Origin of the sequence: Streptomyces sp. B3I8 (assembly GCF_030816915.1) — a bacterium.
Classification (GTDB): domain Bacteria; phylum Actinomycetota; class Actinomycetes; order Streptomycetales; family Streptomycetaceae; genus Streptomyces.
In genome coordinates this window covers 6,612,255-6,631,405 of sequence record NZ_JAUSYN010000002.1, presented here as the reverse complement: position 1 = coordinate 6,631,405, position 19,151 = coordinate 6,612,255, and the positions used below count along the sequence as shown (strand labels likewise).

The 19,151-nt window shown below is 64.6% G+C and carries 16 protein-coding genes and 1 pseudogene; 9 read left to right on the top strand and 8 right to left on the bottom strand.

Translation table 11 applies throughout. The features are described 5' to 3' along the window. Positions 1–32 precede the first annotated feature (32 nt). From QFZ64_RS31520 to wecB, 8 genes and pseudogenes are all read right to left on the bottom strand, one after another. Positions 33–949 (bottom strand): annotated as a pseudogene (locus tag QFZ64_RS31520) (transposase family protein). A 1,396-nt stretch (positions 950–2,345) separates the two neighbouring features. Next, the gene (locus QFZ64_RS35475) at positions 2,346–2,783 is read right to left on the bottom strand and encodes a hypothetical protein (protein WP_373430696.1); all 438 of its coding nucleotides are present in this window, start codon (positions 2,781–2,783) and stop codon (positions 2,346–2,348) included. Between the two features lie 744 nt (positions 2,784–3,527). After that, positions 3,528–3,923 (bottom strand): GNAT family N-acetyltransferase, encoded by a 396-nt coding sequence (locus tag QFZ64_RS31510; RefSeq protein ID WP_307070878.1) that lies wholly within the window; start codon positions 3,921–3,923, stop codon positions 3,528–3,530. Positions 3,924–4,007: 84 nt separating this feature from the next. Beyond that, positions 4,008–5,327, bottom strand: a complete 1,320-nt coding sequence (locus tag QFZ64_RS31505; protein ID WP_307070877.1) for a glycosyltransferase 87 family protein — start codon at positions 5,325–5,327, stop codon at positions 4,008–4,010. 52 nt (positions 5,328–5,379) lie between these two features. After that, on the bottom strand, positions 5,380–6,132 hold the full coding sequence (locus tag QFZ64_RS31500; protein WP_307070876.1) for an ABC transporter permease: 753 nt from the start codon (positions 6,130–6,132) through the stop codon (positions 5,380–5,382). A gap of 32 nt (positions 6,133–6,164) precedes the next feature. Then, the gene (locus tag QFZ64_RS31495) at positions 6,165–6,932 is read right to left on the bottom strand and encodes an ABC transporter permease (RefSeq protein ID WP_307070875.1); all 768 of its coding nucleotides are present in this window, start codon (positions 6,930–6,932) and stop codon (positions 6,165–6,167) included. Further along, on the bottom strand, positions 6,929–7,894 hold the full coding sequence (locus QFZ64_RS31490) for an ABC transporter ATP-binding protein (RefSeq protein WP_307070874.1): 966 nt from the start codon (positions 7,892–7,894) through the stop codon (positions 6,929–6,931). The genes QFZ64_RS31495 and QFZ64_RS31490 overlap by 4 nt, the downstream gene beginning before the upstream one ends. Positions 7,895–7,922: 28 nt before the next feature. Then, positions 7,923–9,017 (bottom strand): non-hydrolyzing UDP-N-acetylglucosamine 2-epimerase, encoded by a 1,095-nt coding sequence (gene wecB / locus QFZ64_RS31485; protein WP_307071932.1) that lies wholly within the window; start codon positions 9,015–9,017, stop codon positions 7,923–7,925. A gap of 708 nt (positions 9,018–9,725) precedes the next feature. Between wecB and QFZ64_RS31480 the strand changes: the two genes are divergently transcribed. From QFZ64_RS31480 to QFZ64_RS31440, 9 genes are all read left to right on the top strand, one after another. Next, a protein-coding gene (locus QFZ64_RS31480) for an IS5 family transposase (protein ID WP_307071931.1) occupies positions 9,726–10,525 on the top strand; the annotation gives its coding sequence in 2 pieces (ribosomal slippage) (positions 9,726–10,065 and positions 10,065–10,525; 801 coding nt in all). Between the two features lie 267 nt (positions 10,526–10,792). After that, on the top strand, positions 10,793–11,950 hold the full coding sequence (locus QFZ64_RS31475; RefSeq protein ID WP_307071930.1) for an FAD-binding oxidoreductase: 1,158 nt from the start codon (positions 10,793–10,795) through the stop codon (positions 11,948–11,950). Between the two features lie 29 nt (positions 11,951–11,979). Next, positions 11,980–12,564, top strand: coding sequence for a hypothetical protein (locus tag QFZ64_RS31470; RefSeq protein ID WP_307070873.1), 585 nt, complete (start codon positions 11,980–11,982; stop codon positions 12,562–12,564). A 35-nt stretch (positions 12,565–12,599) separates the two neighbouring features. Beyond that, entirely contained in the window at positions 12,600–13,802 is a 1,203-nt protein-coding gene (locus QFZ64_RS31465; RefSeq protein ID WP_307070872.1) for a DegT/DnrJ/EryC1/StrS aminotransferase family protein, read from the top strand. Beyond that, a complete protein-coding gene (locus QFZ64_RS31460) occupies positions 13,799–14,977 on the top strand; it encodes a glycosyltransferase family 4 protein (RefSeq protein ID WP_307070871.1) in 1,179 nt (392 codons plus the stop codon). The genes QFZ64_RS31465 and QFZ64_RS31460 overlap by 4 nt, the downstream gene beginning before the upstream one ends. A 371-nt stretch (positions 14,978–15,348) precedes the next feature. Further along, positions 15,349–16,116, top strand: coding sequence for a hypothetical protein (locus QFZ64_RS31455; RefSeq protein ID WP_307070870.1), 768 nt, complete (start codon positions 15,349–15,351; stop codon positions 16,114–16,116). A gap of 14 nt (positions 16,117–16,130) precedes the next feature. Further along, positions 16,131–17,468 carry an aspartate aminotransferase family protein gene (locus QFZ64_RS31450; protein WP_307070869.1) on the top strand — a complete coding sequence of 446 codons (1,338 nt, stop codon included), beginning with the start codon at positions 16,131–16,133 and terminating at the stop codon, positions 17,466–17,468. Beyond that, positions 17,465–18,424 carry an NAD(P)-dependent oxidoreductase gene (locus tag QFZ64_RS31445; RefSeq protein ID WP_307070868.1) on the top strand — a complete coding sequence of 320 codons (960 nt, stop codon included), beginning with the start codon at positions 17,465–17,467 and terminating at the stop codon, positions 18,422–18,424. Before QFZ64_RS31450 ends, QFZ64_RS31445 begins: the two co-directional genes overlap by 4 nt. Beyond that, positions 18,421–19,059, top strand: coding sequence for an HAD family hydrolase (locus tag QFZ64_RS31440; protein ID WP_373430695.1), 639 nt, complete (start codon positions 18,421–18,423; stop codon positions 19,057–19,059). The genes QFZ64_RS31445 and QFZ64_RS31440 overlap by 4 nt, the downstream gene beginning before the upstream one ends. Positions 19,060–19,151 lie beyond the last annotated feature (92 nt).

The window sequence follows — 19,151 nt, the reverse complement described above, 5'->3', positions numbered from 1 at the left end:
TGAGGCGTGTTCGGCCTTGCCGTGGCCGGTTTTCAGACGTTGGCGGTGCGGTCGGAGACGAGGCCGGCGATGGCGCGGTGGGTGTCGGGCAGGACATCTCGCCGGTGTGTCCAGCGGGTCAGTTGCTTCCAGCGTTTGTGATCGGCAAGGGCGTGTTCAACGGTGATGCGGTCGGACGAGTACCCGTGGCGGTCCCGTTCCCACTGCTCGACTCTGCCGGGCAATGCTCCCGGCCGCGGTTTTCTGGGCGGTGTGATGACTTGGCCACGGTGGTCGCGGCTCAGGCCGAGGCAGCCGTCGTCCAGGAGCACTTCGACGTCGGAGAAGTGCCGGAAGCAGATGGCGACGCCTTCGTCGCGGGAGGCCGTAGCGTCGTGCATACCCCCAGGTCGCAGGGCATCGGTCCATAACGTGCGGCCTCGCCGGTCGGCAATCACGGTGGCCTTCATCGTGTTCTGCTTCTTCTTGCCCGAGACGAACGCACGACGCCCGCAGCGGACGGCCGGTGGCCGGCGGACCTGGATCTCGGTGGCGTCCAGACGCAGCTCGATGCCTTCGGCCCGGGCGCAGGCAAATACATCCGTCAGCATCCGAAGCCGCAGGCCGGGACGGTCGGGAACCGCGCACCCCCGCTCCGCCAAGAGCGTGCACACCTCTCCGATCGCCCGGGTGACCGTGGAACGGCCGACACCGAACAGCAAGCCCAGCACCGAGTGCGGCAGGTCGTGCCGCAGATGGATCAGCATGGCCACCAGCCTGTCGACGAACACCAACTGATGGCTGGCGCCGGCACCCGCGACCCGCTTCCTGGCCCCGCCCCGCGTCGCATGGCGACGACCTTCGACCCCGCGGCCTGCCACGGTCCGGCCAACTCTTCGACCAGACAGGCAAGATGAGACCCAGAGAGCCCCGTGAACAGCCGATGCGCCAGCACCGCCCGATTCACCATGATCGCCACAGCGGGATCAGGCCATCAACCTGGCACGACACCTCACCCGCTATCACACACCAACTCGTTATTGGATGTGGCACGAGGACATTCCCACCCCTCCAGGCGCGCACGCTTCTCATATGACGCACCGTCACCAGATCACGATCTCATCCTCGCATATTCCCTGGAATGACAGCACTCCTGCTGTGATACTTGGCCACAGCACAGAAACCGCAGTCACTCCGTGGTATAGCACCAAGGCGGGGTCACCGGAAGAAGGCTATAGCTATCCACTATGGCTATCCGCACGAAAGAGGGAGGACGTATGTCACACAAGGAGAAATTAGTGCATTCTGGCTCTTGGGTTACCAAAGCGGGCATCTTGACAGCGGTCGCTTTGTCTGGCATATCCTATGTTTGGCTCCATATACCAGAAGGAAGGGATGCGCATCCATTACGCAGCGCTTACCAGGTTCAGACAGTGATACCTGAACCGGCGAGTCTTCCCCGCGATTGGCGGCAGACAAGTGGCTCCAAGGCCGCTATGTGTCCGCCAAAAAATAACTGCCATAGTGTCTTTGCAGAGGGCAAAGCGACGTGGGTTCGCTCCACCGGCGATATGGCGTCGATCGAGGTTACCGCCTTCTCGTCCCAGGGAGACGCCATGGATTCCTATACACACAGGGAACGTAAGAGCAGAGAAGGGACACCTCTGACGCTTACGGTGATCGGTGACCAGAGTATGGCCTCTTGCCAAGCCGAGACTGCATCTTCATGCCGAACAATGACCGCGTATGCGCGCGCCGGAAGCGTGAATGTTCAAGCGAGAGCGACCGGCTCGGATGCTCCTGCTGTACTGGCCCGGCTCTTACGTGCAACGGTCGATCGCGCCGAGCAGGCACAAATGGGCGAGCAACCAAATGCCGCAATGTACTGAAGGCCGACGAAATCAAGACATCCTATCGGATAAGACCGCACCTGCCTCCTATCTGTGAAACATGGGCGGTTCGAGGGCTGGCCGACCACCTTCGGGTAGTCGACACCGCCCACGCGTTGAGTACTCGAAGATGGTGGAATGTCACTCGGACTGGGCGATAATCATTGCTGCGATCTCTCAAAATCGCCATCGATCGGGTGGCGAGTTACCAGAGGTGACACGCAGGGCTTCCGCGAGGCATCTTGTGGATCTCGCCAACCCAGCCTGGTCGGTCCCACGAGCTACTGACCTTGAATGCGTGATGTCGCCATGGTGGTTGGCGCCGGAGGCCGGTGCCAATGCGACAGTCGTCGAGGACGTCGGGGCGGTACTGGAGCTGGCGCAGGCGGCGCCGGACCGCGGTGATGAGGTCGTCGGGTTGGCGAAGAAAGGGTTGGCTGTGTGGTGCGTCGAAGGACGCCCTCGGCCGGGTTGAGGTCAAGTACGTAGGGCGGCGACTGGTTCTCCCAGACCAGCACGATCGGGCCGCCGAGCTCTTGGTGGGCGGTCTGGATCAGGTCGCGCAGGAGAAGCTTTTGCGTCCGCCGGGCCGGGCGTCCGGGCAGGCCGGTAGATCAGCCGGGAGGGTTCGCCGGCCTTGTAGCAGGCCAGGGCGGCCACCGATACGAGGCGGCGGGAGCGGCCCCGGATGCGGACCAGCTGCGGGTGGTCGGCGGCGTCATCGCGAATCCGGCCTCGTCCTCGAAGACGAGCCAGGCGTCGAGCGCCGCCACGGTCCTTCCACGCTCGGCCAGGTCCCCCTCCCCCAGCCAACCACCGCAGTCCCCGACGGCTCGATCGCCCGCTGGCGGGGACCTGGCAGCTCCAACCGTGCCGTCTGAGTAACGCAGCGACACCCTGGATGATGTAGCTCATGTGGAACCGGCGCCCGATCGGGGTCTTGATCCGCGGCAGCGTCCAGGTCTGGTCCGGCCAGCCATGCGCGACCGGTCCCTGGAAAACAGCTCCCGCTCAAGGTCGGCGAAGAATTCGCTTTTGAGCAGCGACAAGAACGTCGGCCCCTTCGAGGCCAAGGCTCTCGGCTCCTCCAGCGACCAGGTCCTGCGCCACCGTCGTACCGACCGAACACTGACCCGCAGGTCGTGAGTGATAACCGCCTTCTCGTCGCCCTGCTGGAAGCACTCAGCCGCCTCCAGCTGCAACTACCCACCAAGGGCTCACCGTTCGTCGGGCGGCCCGCCCCCTTGCGCTTACCTCATGCACTTGGCATACGGCAGGGACACGACCCGTCAGCCCCACCGACCCACGCTTTGACGGTCAGTAACCGCCGCGCGCGCCTATGCGGTGATCGTTACCTGAGGGCGTCAGGGAGCACCGATCTCGGCCGACCGCTGCGCCAAGGCGCCGGCCCGTGAGTGACTATCGGACCCAACCGACCACCCGGCGACAAACTCACTACGACACAGCGGACCGTCCAACAGCACACTCGCTGCTGCCTGCGTACCCGACGAGTGCGGCATGGCTGCTCGAAGTCCCGACGCATCCTCCTCCGATTCCGGTGCGACCCGAATCGAGTGACGTTGATCGCGAGGCCGAGCGCCGCTATTCGGCGCACAGACGTCTCGGGCGCCCTGCCCGGTGCGATTCGACACAGCTGGGTCAGAGGCCGATCAGCCCCGCGGGAGTCCGCTTGAAGCCGCAGGCATCGAAGTAGAAGGGCTCCAGACCATCGTCGAAGTCGACATGCAGCCATTCACACTTGGCGGAGCGGGCTCCTTCTGCTGCGGCTGAGACGAGTGCCGCTCCGATTCCGTGCCCGCGGCGGTCACGGGCCACCATCGTGTCCAAAATGAAGGCGTGGACACCTCCGTCCCAGGCAACGTTGACGAAGCCCACGAGTCGGCCCTCATCGCGTGCTGAGACCCAGCCCAGGCTGTGCCGCCTCAGCTGGGCGAGCCAGTCGATGTCCTGGGGCGGATGACCGAAACCCTCGGCATGCAAAGCTTCGACAGAAGCGCTGTCGATGTCGCCTCGCCATTCATAAGTAATCGCCATACCGCGATCGTATCCCTGAGGTGCCTGAGCGGCTCAACGCGCCTGTGTCCACGTACGCTTCACGCAGGAGGCCGCCAGCGCGGTTCATGAACGGATGCCGTCCTCCGGGGCCGCCCGCCTAGCTGCTCGATCGCTGTCGGACAGAGGTGTCTTGGCCGCCGTCCGGTCACCCAGAGACATGGCGACGATCAGAATGCCGAAGTAGAGCCACAGGTAGAGGTTCCCGTAGATGATGTCGAACGGTGACACGAGAGGCAGTGCGATCGTCCCGAGTATGGGACCCAGGCGATCGTGTGTGAGGTAGCCCAACGGCCAGGCCGCCAGACACACCAGTACGGCGACCACAGTTAGATGCAACCGACGGCGAGAGCCTCTTGCAGCCCAGCTCACGACCATTAAGGTCGCGGGAACCAGCCAGACCCAGTGGTGACTCCACGAGAAGGGTGCTACCGCCTCGGCGGTCAGTCCGCACAGTGTGAGCCCGAGCAGCGTGTGTCCCCTTCGATAGGCCCGGGCGGCCACCGCTAGCCCAGCGGCCCCCAGCAGACACGCCAGGACCAACCAGAGGACCGCGGGTGGCTGATCACGGTCCAACAACCGGGACATGGTCGCGGCCAGCGACTGGACGTCGCGATCGTGGTTGTCGCCGTCGATGTGACCGACGTCTGCAAAGTGCCCCTGCCAGTACCAGAGTGACTGATGGGGCAGGGCGATGAAGCCGACAGCGACGGTCGCGAAGAATCCGGCGCAAGCCATGAGCGCGGTACGCGTTCTCCTGATCACCAGCAGATAGATGATGAACAGTCCCGGGGTCAGCCTTATACCGGTAGCGACTCCGATCAGGATGCCTCGGTACCACTTGTGCGGTCCGGAGGCCGGGCTGTTCTTGCCGTCCCACAGAACCATGGAGGCGATCACCAAGTTCACTTGGCCCAGCACCATGCCCCAAGTGACCGGTTGGAGCCACAGCATGAGCCCGGCGAGACCGATCGAGGCACGCAGTATCCGCCCGCCCAGCCGTGTCCCGATCATGGAGAGCGCGGTGGCGATGACGTAGACGAGCAGGGTCATGTTGATGAGGAACCACAGGAGGTGGAGTGCCTCGGGCGGTACCACGGTCATTGCCACAAGAGGCAGCGCCGCGAACGGCGTGTAGTTGTAGTTCAGGTCCGTCACCGGGCCTTCATACAAGGAGTCACCGTTGCGGACGGCTTCCCCTGCTGCCTGGTATACGTCGACGTCCATGCCGTAGTTGCGTGCCAGAGGATCGAAACAGATAAGCGTGGCGTATACGAGGAGAGGCAAGATAAGCAGTAGCACCGCGTTACGAGCCGACCAGGCGACGAGGCGGTCCGCTCGGGCTTCGGTCTGAGTGTCGGTGAGGGCGTTCGGGCGTGGAATCACCTTGTCACGCTCCTGCGCTGTCGGCGATGGTGAAGGAGGGTTGCCGGTCACCTCAGCTGAAGGCGAGTGAACCGTCTCGCCTGCCTGCCGCGACGATGCGTTCGAACAACAGCAGGGTCAGACCTGCCCATAGCGCGGCACAGGTGATCTCCAGGCAAGCCGGCAACAGAACTGAGGCGAAGGATCTGCCGTTGAGCAGGTTGCGCACAGCCTGGAGTCCGTGCGTCAGCGGCAGGAACTGAGCGAACCAGTGAAGAGGTCCGGGCCAGAACGAGGTGGTGACGTTCACGCCGCAGAATGCAGTGAGGAGAAGGGCGCCCGTCTCGGGGTAGAACGTCCGGAACTTAACGTTGCGCAACGACAATGCGGCGATGAGGCAGGCATAGCAGTAGGTGCTGACAGCAATCAGGCCCAGGAGGGGTAGTGTGGCAAGGATCTGCCACCACCGCCAGGGAGAGGAGAACACGAGGGAGAGGGAGAAGAGGACAGCGAAGGAGCTGGCGAGGCCGGAGGCCGGCCAGTGCAGTCCGCGGCCCAAGTAAACCAATCCCATGTTGGCCGGCGAAATGACCAGCAGGGGGAAGGTTCCTTGGAACCGCTCTGTGACGGCGGTGGTCGATACGAACATCGTCTCCATGGCCACTACCGCCACGCTGTTGCCGATCAGCATGTAGTCCAGCCGTCCCGGTGCGCCGGTCAGCCTGCCCAGGAGGGCGAAGAACAGGGCCTGGCACCCTAGGCGGATGACCCACCAGACCGTCCACGAGCGGAGGGTATAGGTCGTGGGGAGTTCGGCGAAGCCCATCCGTGCCGAGCGGACTATGACATCTCGAGAATTCACGCGAGACTCACCGACCCTGTTGTACGGGCGCGGTCGCTCACCTTGCGGAGCAGCAGGACGCCGATGAACAGTGCCACCGTTCCCATCCCCGCCACGGTGGCGATCCGTTCCCAGGCGTGGTCGACCGTGCTACGGGTGACGCTGTCGCGCAGCAGGTCCGCCGCCCATGAGAGGTAGAAGAAGCGGCCGAGGAATTCGACCTCGTTGGGGAGGGACGACAGCGGGAAGACCAGGCCGCCGAGGACGTAGAACGGATAGCTGAGCGCTGCCTGCACCATCTCGGTGTTCCGGCTCATGACGAACAACGCGGCGAGCATGGTGGCCGTACATGCGCTGGCGGCGAGGGTCACGAGCAAAATCACGAGCGCAAGAACCGGGTGCTGGACAGGCAGGTCGACACCGAAGGCGACCACGGCCATCAGCCAGGATTCCCCGAGGGCGAGACTGCCGATCAGCATCACGGGCAGGATCCGGCCGCACATGATGAGGGCCAGTGGTCTGGGCGCGACTATTACCAGTTCCAGCGTGGACATCCACCTCTCGTTCTGGATGACCCCACCAGCGACGTTCACGGCCACGAACCAGATACCGAGGAGGCCGGTGCCTATCACTGCGTTCGCTACCAGATCCGGCCGGTCGGTGTCTCGGAAGACCGAGAGGAAGATCAGCGTGTACAGGGGGGCAGTCGCCAGCACCAGGAGGTGTTCGGGCGCGCGGATGCTCGTGTGCCACTGGACCTTGGCAGCCGCAAGGAGAGTGCTCATACAGTGAGTCCCCGTTCCCCGACCAACCGCATGTAGACCTCTTCCAAGGAAGGGCTCCGGACTTGGAGAGACAGCACTCCACGGTCCACCAGCCACCTCATCACCGTCTCCATCGACGCGGGTGACTCGGTGTGTACGCGGAACGTGTGCTCACCGGGCAAACGTTCCACAGAACGGACTTCGCTCAACTCGGCCAGACTCTTCAGTGTGTCGCTCTGACCGGGTGCAAGGATGATGTCGATGCCAAGGGATCCCTTGATAAGCCTGCCGACGTATGCGGTTTTCTCCGTCGCGAGGACGCGACCGCGATCGACCAGGGTGACACGGTCGCACAAGGCTTCCGCCTCCCTCATGTCGTGAGTGGTGAGCAGTATGGTGCGGCCCTCGGCACGTAACTCGCCGATCAGGGAGCGAAACTCTTTCGCGGCCACGGGATCCATGCCCACAGTCGGCTCGTCCAGGAAGAGCACGGAGGGGTCTCCGACCAGTCCGCGTGCCAAGTGCAGTCGCTGGCGCATCCCCCTGGAGAACCGTTCCACAGGCTCGTCGGCACGGTCCGCAAGGCCAACCCGCTCCAGCAGTTCAGCGGCGCGAGCGTCCACTCGGCGGGCGTCAACCCGATAGAGCGTCGCCCAGAAGACCAGGTTCTGCCGTGCGCTGATACGGTCATACAGCCCGCGATCCCCGCCAAACACCATGCCGATACACCTGCGTACGGCATCGGTCTGTGAGACGACATCATGACCTGCGACGACGGCTTCGCCGGAGGTAGGCGCCAACATGGTGCTGAGAATCTTGATCAGCGTGGTCTTGCCGGCGCCATTAGGGCCGAGAATGCCGTGGGTTTCCCCGGCTGGCACGAAGAAGCTGACCTCGTCCAGGGCCGTGACCTTGTGGTGCTCCGCCCGCCGGCGCTTCTTCCCTGCGGAGAAGGAGCGGCACAGCTTCGTGGTCTCGATCATCGTGATCGCTCGCTTCCTAGCGCCCAATTCATGTCATCGTGCTGAGAGGTCGGGTGGGCAGTGTCGCCTGTTTCTCAATCAGGCGGGCGACCCGGAGTGAAGCGTGCCCGTCGCCATACGGTGAGGGCAGGAGCGCCAGCTGCTCGTGCCGCTCGGAAGCGGTGGCGAGCCAGTTCTTCAGGACGGTCCCCAGCATCGCTCCCGGAGGAGTCAGCGTGCCGAACACCTCCTCGATCTCCGGACGTTCGGTGCTTCGACGTACGACGACGATTGGGCGCTTCAGTACGGTGACTTCCTCCTGAAGTCCCCCGGAGTCGGAGACGACCAGTGCCGCGCCATGTGCCAGGGTCACAAATTCCCGGTAGAGAAGCGGTTCGGTACACGTGAGACGGCGCAGGAGGAGTTCGAGTCCAAACTCCTCTACTCGCTTCTGGGTACGTGGGTGCAACGGGAGGACGACCGGTAGCGGCAGGGCCGCTAGCTCGACGAGCAGGTGACGCAGGTTGAGCTCGTCATCGACGTTCTCGGGGCGATGCAGTGTGGCCAGCACGTACTCGTTCTCCACCAGTCCGTACCGCCGCCTCGTCGCCAGCCGCGTCGTTTGATCGGGCAAAGCCGAACTCACGGCCTCCACCACGGTGTTGCCCGTCACGACGATGCGTTCAGCTGGTATGCCCTCCTTCAGCAGGTTGCGCCGATTCCCTTCGGTGGGAGCGCAACACACGTCGGCGAGGTGATCGGTCAATACGCGGTTGGACTCTTCGGGCATGCGCCGGTCGAAGCTGCGCAATCCCGCCTCCACGTGGACCAGAGGGATGTCGTGCGCGTTGGCGGCTATCGCCCCGGCCAGCGCCGAGTTGGTATCCCCTTGAACGACGACTGCCGTCGGCCTCTCGGAGGCGAAGAGGTCGTCCAGGGAGGCAATGGCGGAACCCAGTTGGGAGCCGCGTCGCGTTCCGCCAATACCTAGTTTCGTACTCCATGCCGGCATCTGGAGACCTCTGCTGATGCCCTCGGACATAGCTGAGGTGAAGTGCTGTCCGGTATGGACGGTCGCAGCCCGTCTACCCAGCAGCGCGATGACCGGAGCCAGTTTGATCATCTCTGGTCGAGTACCGAGCACGACCGCTATACGGCCAGATACCTCGAACTTCGACTCTACTGGAGACGGCTTGTTCACCGCCAATGAATTACTCAATGTTCGACAGCCAATTCTATCCTCCTGCGTAGGCGGCGCCGACTGGTGCACCACAGAACGGAGTTGCGTCTGGCCCAACCCGCGATGCGAAAGAGTCGCGGGCGTCCTGCGCGTACTCGGCTGAGACAGGTTCCCGAATTCGTCGCAAGACGCGCTGAACGTAGGGACTGAGGGCGATTTGCAACAATACTCGGCCGGTGAGCGAAGGTCCACACTGCGTGACGGGATATCGGGGTTTGGCTGATAGCTTGCACAGCGGAACAGAGGCCGGTGGCCGATTTGGCGCCCGCCCCTCGCGGTCGGCGGTGCCCGATCGAGCAGCAACCGTTACTTCTGTACGAATGCTGCGGGCAGGGCCGAGAAGCTGCAATAGTCAGTTGGGTCGGAGGGTTGATCGGAATTCGGAGAGCACCCCGAAGACGAGAGGTCGCCGGGTGGATTACGGTCTTCGCCGCACGCCCTTGAACAGCCACGATGGGGAGTGACGCCGATGCGAGCGCCGGGTCGCGCTGTCACTCTCCGGACCGGACGGTGCCACTCGGCGTTGCCTCCGGCATGGTTGGTCGAGGATCTTCCTGTCTCGCCCGCAAAAGGTCATCTCATGTGGCGGGGTAGGCTGCTGCTGTGGTGGGGATCGTTGAGCGGCTGGTGCCGGAAGAGCTGTGGGACCTGTTCCAGCGGGTGGTGCCCGAGGCACCGTCACGTCCGCAGGGCGGCGGCCGGCGTCGCCATGGTGACCGTGAGGTCCTGGCCGCGATCATCTTCGTGACGACCTCGGGCTGCACGTGGCAGCAGTTGCCGACGGCCTCGTTCGGCCCGTCCGGTGCGACGGCGCATCGCCGGTTCACCGAGTGGACGAAAGCCCGTGTGTGGGCCAAGCTCCATCGCCTGGTCCTCGACGAACTCGGCTCTCGCGGCGAGTTGGACTGGTCGCGGTGCGCGATCGACTCGGTCAACATGCGAGCCCTGAAAAGGGGGACCTGACAGGCCCGCATCCTGTCGACCGGGGCAAGTACGGTTCGAAGATCCATCTGAAAACCGACCGGACGGGTCTGCCCCTGTCCGCCGGCATCTCGGGTGCCAACGTCCACGACAGCCAGGCTCTGATCCCGCTGGTGAAGGGCATACCTCCGGTCCGATCCCGCCGCGGTCCTCGTCGACAAAGACCCGGCAAGCTCCACGCCGACAAGGGCTACGACTACCGGCACCTGCGGCAACGGCTGTCACAGAGAGGCATCCAGCACCGTATCGCCCGCAAGGGCGTCGAGACATCACAGCGACTCGGTCGACACCGCTGGACCATCGAACGAACCATGGCCTGGCTCGGCGGCTGCCGCCGGCTTCAGCGTCGCTACGAACGCAAGGCCGTGCACTTCCTAGCCTTCACCAGTCTCGCCTGCACTCTCATCTGCTACCGCCGCCTCGCCAAATAAGATGACTTGTAAGTGATGAACCACTGCCCGCTTGCTGCCCGCTTGGCACGTGGTGCCACATGGCCGAGGAAGACTGCGTGGACACGATGGACGCGCGTTGATTCCAAGCGAAATGGGTCACGGTTGTGTTCAGTGCATACGCGTGTTTGCTCGGCTAAAACGTCGGGAAGTATGTCTCCTGCGTCGCGGCTGAACCGATGGTCAGAATTTCTGCGCGACCCTGGACTGCACCTCTCGCGGCTTCTGCAAGGAGGTATCCAGTACGTGATGGATGAACGTGTCAGTGTTGATGTGGCAGTAGTAGGTGACGGTCTGATCGGGCTTAGTGCCGCCCTGCATCTGCAGAAGTCCGGGCATCGAGTCGCCGTCGTGGGCGGTCCATCGACAGGGAGAGCCTCGACGGCCGCAGCTGGAATGCTGACACCGGCCTGCGAGTACGACCCCTGGATGTGCCAGCAATTCTTGGACCTCCTTAAGGCGGGCTTTTCCTATTACAAGCACTTCCTGCGCTCCGACTGGACGACACCCGAGCAGGTGGACTATCGCATCACCGATTTCACGCTGACCGACCTCAGCGAGCGTGAGGAATCGCTGCGCGAGCGCATGGATTGGATGCCTCAACTCGGTTTCGACTGTGACTGGTTGGAGGCCGAAGAAGTCTGCGCACGCGAACCGGCACTCTCGCCCGCTGCTGTACGGGGGGCCATCAGGATCCGGGACGAGGCAGTCGTCAATCCCATCGCGCTGTGGGAGAAACTGGGCAACGCCGTGGCCGCTCAGAGCGGCAGGGCGCACACGGGAGGACTGGCCGAGATCGGCGAGCAGGGCGAACGGATCGTGCTGGCAGCCGGCGACGGCAGCCGAGTGGTCGCCGACCGTGTCCTGCTCGCCGCAGGCGCCTGGACGGCAGACGTCGCGCGGCTGGCCGGGCTGGAGGTGCCCCTGTGTCCCGCCAAGGGACAGATGATGCGACTCAGCGGTCCTCCCCATGCGGTCAGCAGTGTCATCTTCATGCCCGCCGGCGGTTGCGGATCCATAGTGGAACGGCGGCCCGGCAGCTACATCGTGGGTACCAGCGAGGAATACCTGGTACCGGACGAACACAACACCGCCGGAGTCGTGGGGACAGTACTCTCCCGGCTCTGCGAGGTTGTTCCGGACGCGGCTCATTGGCAGTTCGAAGACATGTGGGCCGGCTTCCGGCCTATGACATCCGACGAACTGCCCGTGCTCGGTGTCACCGACGACCGCCGCTTTCTAGTGGCCACCGGCCATCACCGCAACGGAATTCTCCTTGCCCCCATCACGGGTCGGCTGATTGCTGACGCCGTGAGCGGTCGTTCCCCCGTCGACGGCCTCGACCTGTCCCCGTTCCGCTACGGCCGGCACCTGCGGCCGCACGCCAGGTTCGCGGCCAAGTACTGATCCGCATCATGTGACCTCCGGAGACGACCATGACGCATGTTGCGACCTTTCCGGTCACAGCCGCAGCTCCATTGCCCTCCGATGACGCGCTTTCGGACTGGAGCGGTATCCATTTACGAGACTGTAAGAAATGGCTGGTCAGGCGCCACCCCCTCGCACCGCCGACGGACCTGCTTGCTGCGGCATGTCGCCGCCACGCGGAGCGGCACGACGACACATCCTTGCCCAGGGCGCTGGCGGAGCTCACCGAGCGTCGTGCCAGAGAGCCAAGTATTGAGATCGACGACGGCGAGTGGTCCGCCCTGGTGGAACGCCTTGCACGCGATCTCGCGCTCTATTCGTCATCCCTGTCTGAGGGGAAAATACGCAGTGTGCGTGTCGTACCCACAGGGTGCGTGATCGTGCCGCTGTTTCTTCCGGGACCCGATGAGCTGTTCCTGCCGTACTGGCTCATGTCACACGTCCCGGAGTACCTCTTCCACGCGAGCCCGCTCTTCCCGGCCCCTCCGAGGGCCACCACCTCGTGGTTGCTGTTCCATAGCCTCGTCCTGGTCGCCGACCGGCCGCAGATACCCACGCTCGCGTCGTTTTACGGCATACGTGAATCCGACTGACCAGCCATCCTCCTCACCTGCCTGGAGGCCCCTGTATGCAGGCCATTTCCACCAGTACGAACACCTGGTCACTTCCTTTCGGGCAGCCCCGCTACGGCCCCGAGGAGATCGCGGCGGTGACCGCCGCGATCGAGTCCGGTGATCTGGCCACGGGACGTATAGTCCGCGAGTTCGAAAAAGCATTCGCAGACGAGTTCGGATTCCGTCACGCCGTGGCGGTCAGTTCGGGCAGCATGGCCAACCTCGTGGCCCTGGCAGCCGTGGTCGAGCGTGATGGACTGCTTCCCGGAGACAAAGTGGTGGTCAGCGGCGCCACATTCATCAGCGCCGTCACACCGGTCGTCCAGCTGGGCCTCGTGCCAGTTTTCACCGACGTCGAACATGATGGAGTCAACGTCGACCTGCGTCTCGTGGAGGAAGCGGCTGTCCGCTTCGAAGCACGCGCCATGCTCCTTCCCCATACTCTCGGCCAAGCTCTGGACATGCATGCCCTCAGCAGCCTCTGCCGACGACTGGGCATCGCGCTGCTCGAAGACTGCTGCGAGTCGCTGGGGGCCGCACACCAGGGTGTACCGGTGGGGCGCGTCGGTGATGCCGCCACTTTCAGCTTCTACGCCGGCCATCACCTGACCACGGGAGAGGGCGGCATGGTGGGTTGCGACAGCCCGGTCCTTGCCGGCCTGTTGCGGAGCCTGCGGGCATTCGGGCGCGACCTGCAGTACGAGGGCAATCGGTTCGCCTACCCGGTGGAGCGCAGGGCCATCGCGTCCGAAGAACGCTATGTGCACCTGCGCAACGGGTACAACGCCAAACTGACCGACCTGCAGGCCTCCTTCGGGCTCGTACAGCTCACCCGGCACGTGGGAATGGCCGCTGAACGCCGAGCGGCCGCATATGCCATACGCAAGGTCGTGGAGGGATTCGAGGGGTGGCGCGTCGTCGGCCGCCCCGACCATCCCGACGCCTCACCGTTCGCCGTTGTGTGCCGAATCCCCGCGGGTCATGACCTCGCCCGGGTGGTGACCGTACTGGCCGCACACGGCGTGGAGGCCCGCGGGTTCTTGGGCGCGTCACTGCCCGACCAGCCGTGTTTCGACCGGACGCCCTACCTGGTGCACGAGCCCTATCGCCGAGCGCGTGACCTGGCACGCGACACCGTGCTGCTTGGGTGCCCACCCGGAGTCGACATCCCGCTCGCCACCGACGCACTCACCGCAGCCCTTGAGGAGATGAAGTGAGGATCCTTCTGATAGCCGAGAAGTACCCTCCGATCGTCGGAGGGGGCGAGACGCACGTCCAGCAGCTCGCCGAGGGGCTGGTGGAGCACGGACATGAGGTGACCGTACTCACCGAGGCCGTGCCGCCCGGCTCCGAGCGGGACAGGTACCGGTCCGGCAAGGTGACCGTGCGGGAAACCACCGGGCTCGTCGCGGCCTGCCAGAAGCTCGACTGCAAAGACGCGATGGAGTCGCTGCACGCCGAGATCAAGGGCACCAACGCCGACGTGATTCATGTCTTCAACTACATACCGGCGCTGATGGTCGCCTGGCTGCGGCCCACCGTCACCGCGAAATTGGCTGTCTCTCTCTTCGAGACCTTCGTGCCAGGGGTCCGCGTGTTCGACATGTGGAACAACTGGGAATTGGAACGCGCCCTTCAGCGAGGACTTGTCGCCAGTCTCCACCCCGATCTGCACCTGTGCGGTTCCGAGGCCTACTTGCGGTGGCTCCGGGAGGCGGGCTTCACCGAACCGGCCCGAGTCGTGGAGTTCGGGACGGACTTGTCGGTCTTCCACGACGACCCGGTCACCCGCACTCAGTGGCGAAGCACCCACGGATTCGAAGACGATCCGTTGTTCCTCGTCGCCGCACGCCCGGTGCCACGCAAGCGCATCGAGGACGCGATCAGCGCGCTCGCCGATGTACGGCGAACCCACCCGCGCGCACGCCTGGTACTCACCGCTCCCTCGGGCAGGACCAACACCGAATACGTCCAGGGACTGCGGACCCTCGCCGCGAAACTCGGAGTGGATGACCACGTGCACTGGGTCGAGGACACGAGCTGGCAGGAGATGCCCGCCCTGTACTGTGCCTCGGACGCTGTGGTGCTTCCCTCCTCCCACGAAGGCTGGGGCATAGCACTGAACGAGGCCATGGCGAGCCGACGCCCCGTGATCACGACCGATGTCGAGGGTCACGACGAGGTGATTCACCACGATCACACCGGCCTGCTGTACCCGCCCGGCGACGTCTCTGCGCTGTCTCAGGCCATGCGCAGGGTTCTCGACACCGATGTGTCGGCTCTCGTCGACGAAGCCCACCGGCGAGTCCGTCAACGCTTCTCTTCGCAGGCGATGGTCGAGGGACACGCGCGTGCCTACGCCGACCTGGTCTCGGGCGAGGTCGGTCGATGACCGCCCCCGTACCCGGCGTGCGCCAGCAGTCGCGCCGGGAGACGCGAGAGCAGAACGGTGTCTCGTTTCTCTCACCGGGTGTACTCGACACCGCCGAAGCAATTTCACGGTGGATATGTCGAGGGGGCACACAGAGCTCGTCGGGAGCGTACTGCGGATGGCGGCGGCTGGGCAGCGGTGAGCTGTCGCCGCCCTATCCGGAGATCACCGGGTACACACTGGGATTTCTGTCGTCGCTGTGGCCGCTGGACGACGCCGATACCGCACGGGCAGCGGCCGGTTGTGCCTGGCTCGTTTCCCGTAGCGAGGCTGGTGATCTTTCGGCCCGTCCCGAGAAGACCGGCCGGGCCGTCTACACGTTCGATGTGGCCATGACGGCGCATGGGCTGATCCGCCATGGGCTTGCCGCCGGCGACGACCGGGCGGTCGCCGCCGGACTCCGCAACGCCGAGGCGCTGGTCGCGGCGGAGCGACGCCACGGTGAGCTGCCCTGTGTGGTACCCGGTACGGCTGACGTGCCGCTCGGGGAGTCCTGGTCCGTCCAGGGACACGCGCATCTGCTGAAGTGCGTACAGGCGCTGCTCTCGGCCGCCTCCTCCGGTCTCAAGCCGGCGGCCGATCTCGCCGAACGCATGGTGCACGACGCGATCGACCAGCAGGGTGATCCTCTCGACGCCCTAACAGGCGGTTGCCGTAGCGGTGACCAAATCAGTCTGCACGCGTTGTGCTACGCCGCCGAAGGACTGTGGGTGTGGGGCACGCATTCCGAAGACCCGGCTTCTCTGGACCTCTCGCGCCGCGCCACCGAGTGGGTGTGGCGACAGCGCCTAGCTGGAGGCGGCTTCCCCGGGTTCGTCCCCCTCCAGGGGCGTGCGGCGGATCGTCCCGTGCCGCAGTCCGACGTACTGGCCCAGGCTCTACGGCTCGTCGCACTGCACCGGCTCCCAGCCCCCGGCCTGGAGGAGGCGGTGACCACTTTACTCAAGTCGGTTCACCAGTCAGGAGACACGGCTGCCGTCTGCTACCGACCGCAGGCGGGCGAACTGCATCTCAACTGCTGGGCCTCTCTGTTCGCGGTCCAGGCCCTCCGACTCCACACGGACAGCAGGTACTGGCTGCCCTGGTTCGCGCTGGTATGAACGGGAGGAAACACGTGACACCGTCCTCTCGACTGCTGGCTGCCCGGCAGCCAGTGACATCCCTGCCCTTCGACCACGCCGAAGGGTGCTGGGTCTACAGCCCGGACGGCCAGCGCTTCATGGACGCTTCCAGCGGACTGATCTGTGTGAACGTGGGGCATGCTCACCCGGCCGTCTTGCAGGCACTCACCGAGCAGGCGAGGAAGGGAGCCTTCGCTTCCCCCGGCTCACTGACTCCGCGGCTGCAGGAGAGGTTCGCACAAGCGGTCACAAAGGCTGTGGGCCGCCCCGAGGACCGGGTGACCTTCGCGTGTACCGGAACTGCGGCTGTGGAAATGGCCATTGCTCTCGCGCGCTCTGTCCAGCGGGCGAGAGGGGAAGCACATCGGCACAAGGTGCTCACCGCGTCCTTGAGCTACCACGGCAACAGCGCCCTAGCCCTGGCCCTGTCCGGCCACCGACGTCGCCGGCCCCACCCCGACGACGGTCTCGGACTCGGCCCGGCCTTCGACCCGCCCTATCCGGGCCACCACCGCAATTGCCCCCTCGACATATGCGACTCCGGTTGCGCCACCGAGGTCGATGCGGCCATAGAGGAGGCGGGAGCCGACAGTGTTGCCGCAGTGCTCGTCGAACCCGTCAACGGCACCACCGGCGGCGGATACCGGCCCCCCGACGGCTACCTGCGGGCGGTGCGCGACATCTGTACCGCACACGGAGTACTGCTGATCCACGACGAAGTACTCACCGGCCTCGGTCGTACGGGCTTGCCGCTGGCCGCCCACCACAGTCCTGGTTCCGACGCGGACTTCACAGTACTCGCCAAGGGACTGGGCGCCGGCTATCTGCCGATCTCGGCTGTGCTGATGTCACCGGAGGCGGCGGAGGACTTGCTGTCCGCCGACATTCCAGTCCCCTTGATGGGCACCATGTCAGCCACACCGTTGCAGGCCACCGTCGGGATGGCCACCCTCTCGGTCCTGGAAGACATCGGTGCACTGGACCGTGAGAGGGTCCGCGGTGCCGTGGTCACTGACGCTGTTGGTAAAGCCACCCAGGACCTGGCCGTCGTCGCCGACACCCGTGGCTGCGGCTATTTCCTGGGGGTCGAACTGACACCCGGTACCCAGCGCAGGGCGCTGGCCCTTTCCCGGGAGCAGGGACTCCTCCTGTACCCCTTCAACGGGTTCCAGCCGGACGGCGGCGGTGAGGGCGTCATCGTGGCCCCGCCGCTCAACATCTCTGAGGAGGAGACGGCGTTCCTCGGATCCGCGTTGCGTGAAACTTTTGAACGACTCAACTCCGAGACCACCCGCGCTCCCAGCATCGACCGAACCAGAGGAGCCGCATGAACTGGCGAGACCGTACCGTCCTCGTCACCGGAGCCGACGGCTTCATCGGGTCCCACCTAGTCGATGAACTGCTGTCACGCGGCGCGTGCGTACAGGCCGTGGTGCGGCGAACCTCCCGCTCCCAGGTGACGCGGCGCTTCCACAACCTGTCACCGCAGGCAGTCGCCAGTCTGCAGTCTCTGATCCAGACCGACCTGGCCGCCCCTTCAGCCGTCGCCACCCTGGGCGCTGTCCAGGCCGACACATGGTTCCACCTTGCCGCCGACGCATATGTGCCGGCCTCACTGACGCAGCCCACCTCGGTCATCCAAACCAACATCTCTTCCACAGTGAACGTTCTGGAGGCCGCACGGCTGGCCGGACCGCGACACGTCCTCCTCACCAGTTCGAGCGAGATCTACGGCTCACACGACACCGCAATCACCGAAAAATACCCGCTGAGACCGGCGACTCCCTACGCCGCCTCGAAGGTGGCGTGCGACAGAATCTCCTGGTCGTACCGAAACACCTTCGACGTTCCACTGACCATCGTGCGGCCGTTCAACTGCTATGGTCCCCGACACGTCTATGACGTCGTGCCGATCTTTCTCGTCAAAGCTCTACGCGGGGAACCGTTGCTCGTCAACGGAACGGGCTCACAGACCCGCGACCTGACTTATGTGCAGGACACTGTGGACGCGTTCCTGCGGCTGGCCGAACTCGCACCCGTTGGCGACGCTTACAACATCGGCACCGGAACCGATCACGACATCCTCAGCCTCGCGCATCTCATCCTGCGCATGACTGCGTCGAAGAGTGAGATACGGATGGCGCCCGCGCGGCCTGGCGAGGTCGACATGCTGCGAGCGGACGCCACGAAGTTGCGCCGAGCAACTGGCTGGGCACCTCAGTACTCCTTGGAATCCGGTCTGGAAGAGAACACCGTCTGGCTGCGAGAACACCTGGAGCGAGTGTGATCAGGGCACTACTCGTGGACGCCGGGGGCATATTGTTCAACAACGTCACTGAGGAAACCGATTTCCTGCCGCGCCTGGCCCGACAACATGGAGCCGACCCCCAGGAGGTGCGGCGTCAGCTCGACCTACACGACCGTGCGTACGAGACCGGGGCCCGTCACGTACACGCGGTTCTGGCCGACTGCCTCAACGCGGCGGGCGCCGACATCGGCTCTGTGGAGCCGGAATGGACTGACAGCCTCTACATGGACAGCGTCCGCGCGTACGACACGGCGTTCATCGCCCTGCGACATCTGCGGACCGGTGATACCGGCCTGGTGCTCGCGTTGGCAAACAACGAGGCCGAGCATTGGGACAAACTGAAAAACGCGCGCTACCGCCACTTCGAACTGTTCGACGTCATCGGCTCGTCGTGGCACATCGGGACAGAGAAACCCCGATCCGAGTACTTCCACCAGCTGCTCACAGCCTGTGGCTGTTTCCCCGATGAGGCCACGTTCGTCGACGACAACCCCGAAAACGTCGAAGCTGCCCGCCGGTTCGGCATGAACTCACTGCACGTGCCCCATCCTTCCAGGCTTCCGGCCGCTCTGTCGCTTCTCGTCCCAGCTCAGGAAAGCTCCTCAAGCCCATGAGGGCGTAGCACCGGAACCCTTCCGGTAGCAGGCCAGACGCAGATGGAGGTGACCCAATGACCCTCACATTCGCGGAACACGCACGTCCAGAA

What these genes read in the sequence shown, in the direction of transcription:
- QFZ64_RS31455 (WP_307070870.1), top strand. Translation starts at nt 15,349, where the DNA reads ATGACGGCGCATGGGCTGATCCGCCATGGGCTTGCCGCCGGCGACGAC.
- QFZ64_RS31465 (WP_307070872.1), top strand. Translation starts at nt 12,600, where the DNA reads ATGCAGGCCATTTCCACCAGTACGAACACCTGGTCACTTCCTTTCGGG.
- QFZ64_RS31495 (WP_307070875.1), bottom strand. Translation starts at nt 6,932, where the DNA reads ATGAGCACTCTCCTTGCGGCTGCCAAGGTCCAGTGGCACACGAGCATC.
- QFZ64_RS31475 (WP_307071930.1), top strand. Translation starts at nt 10,793, where the DNA reads ATGGATGAACGTGTCAGTGTTGATGTGGCAGTAGTAGGTGACGGTCTG.
- QFZ64_RS31490 (WP_307070874.1), bottom strand. Translation starts at nt 7,894, where the DNA reads ATGATCGAGACCACGAAGCTGTGCCGCTCCTTCTCCGCAGGGAAGAAG.
- QFZ64_RS35475 (WP_373430696.1), bottom strand. Translation starts at nt 2,783, where the DNA reads ATGAGCTACATCATCCAGGGTGTCGCTGCGTTACTCAGACGGCACGGT.
- QFZ64_RS31470 (WP_307070873.1), top strand. Translation starts at nt 11,980, where the DNA reads ATGACGCATGTTGCGACCTTTCCGGTCACAGCCGCAGCTCCATTGCCC.
- QFZ64_RS31510 (WP_307070878.1), bottom strand. Translation starts at nt 3,923, where the DNA reads ATGGCGATTACTTATGAATGGCGAGGCGACATCGACAGCGCTTCTGTC.
- QFZ64_RS31500 (WP_307070876.1), bottom strand. Translation starts at nt 6,132, where the DNA reads ATGGGCTTCGCCGAACTCCCCACGACCTATACCCTCCGCTCGTGGACG.
- QFZ64_RS31445 (WP_307070868.1), top strand. Translation starts at nt 17,465, where the DNA reads ATGAACTGGCGAGACCGTACCGTCCTCGTCACCGGAGCCGACGGCTTC.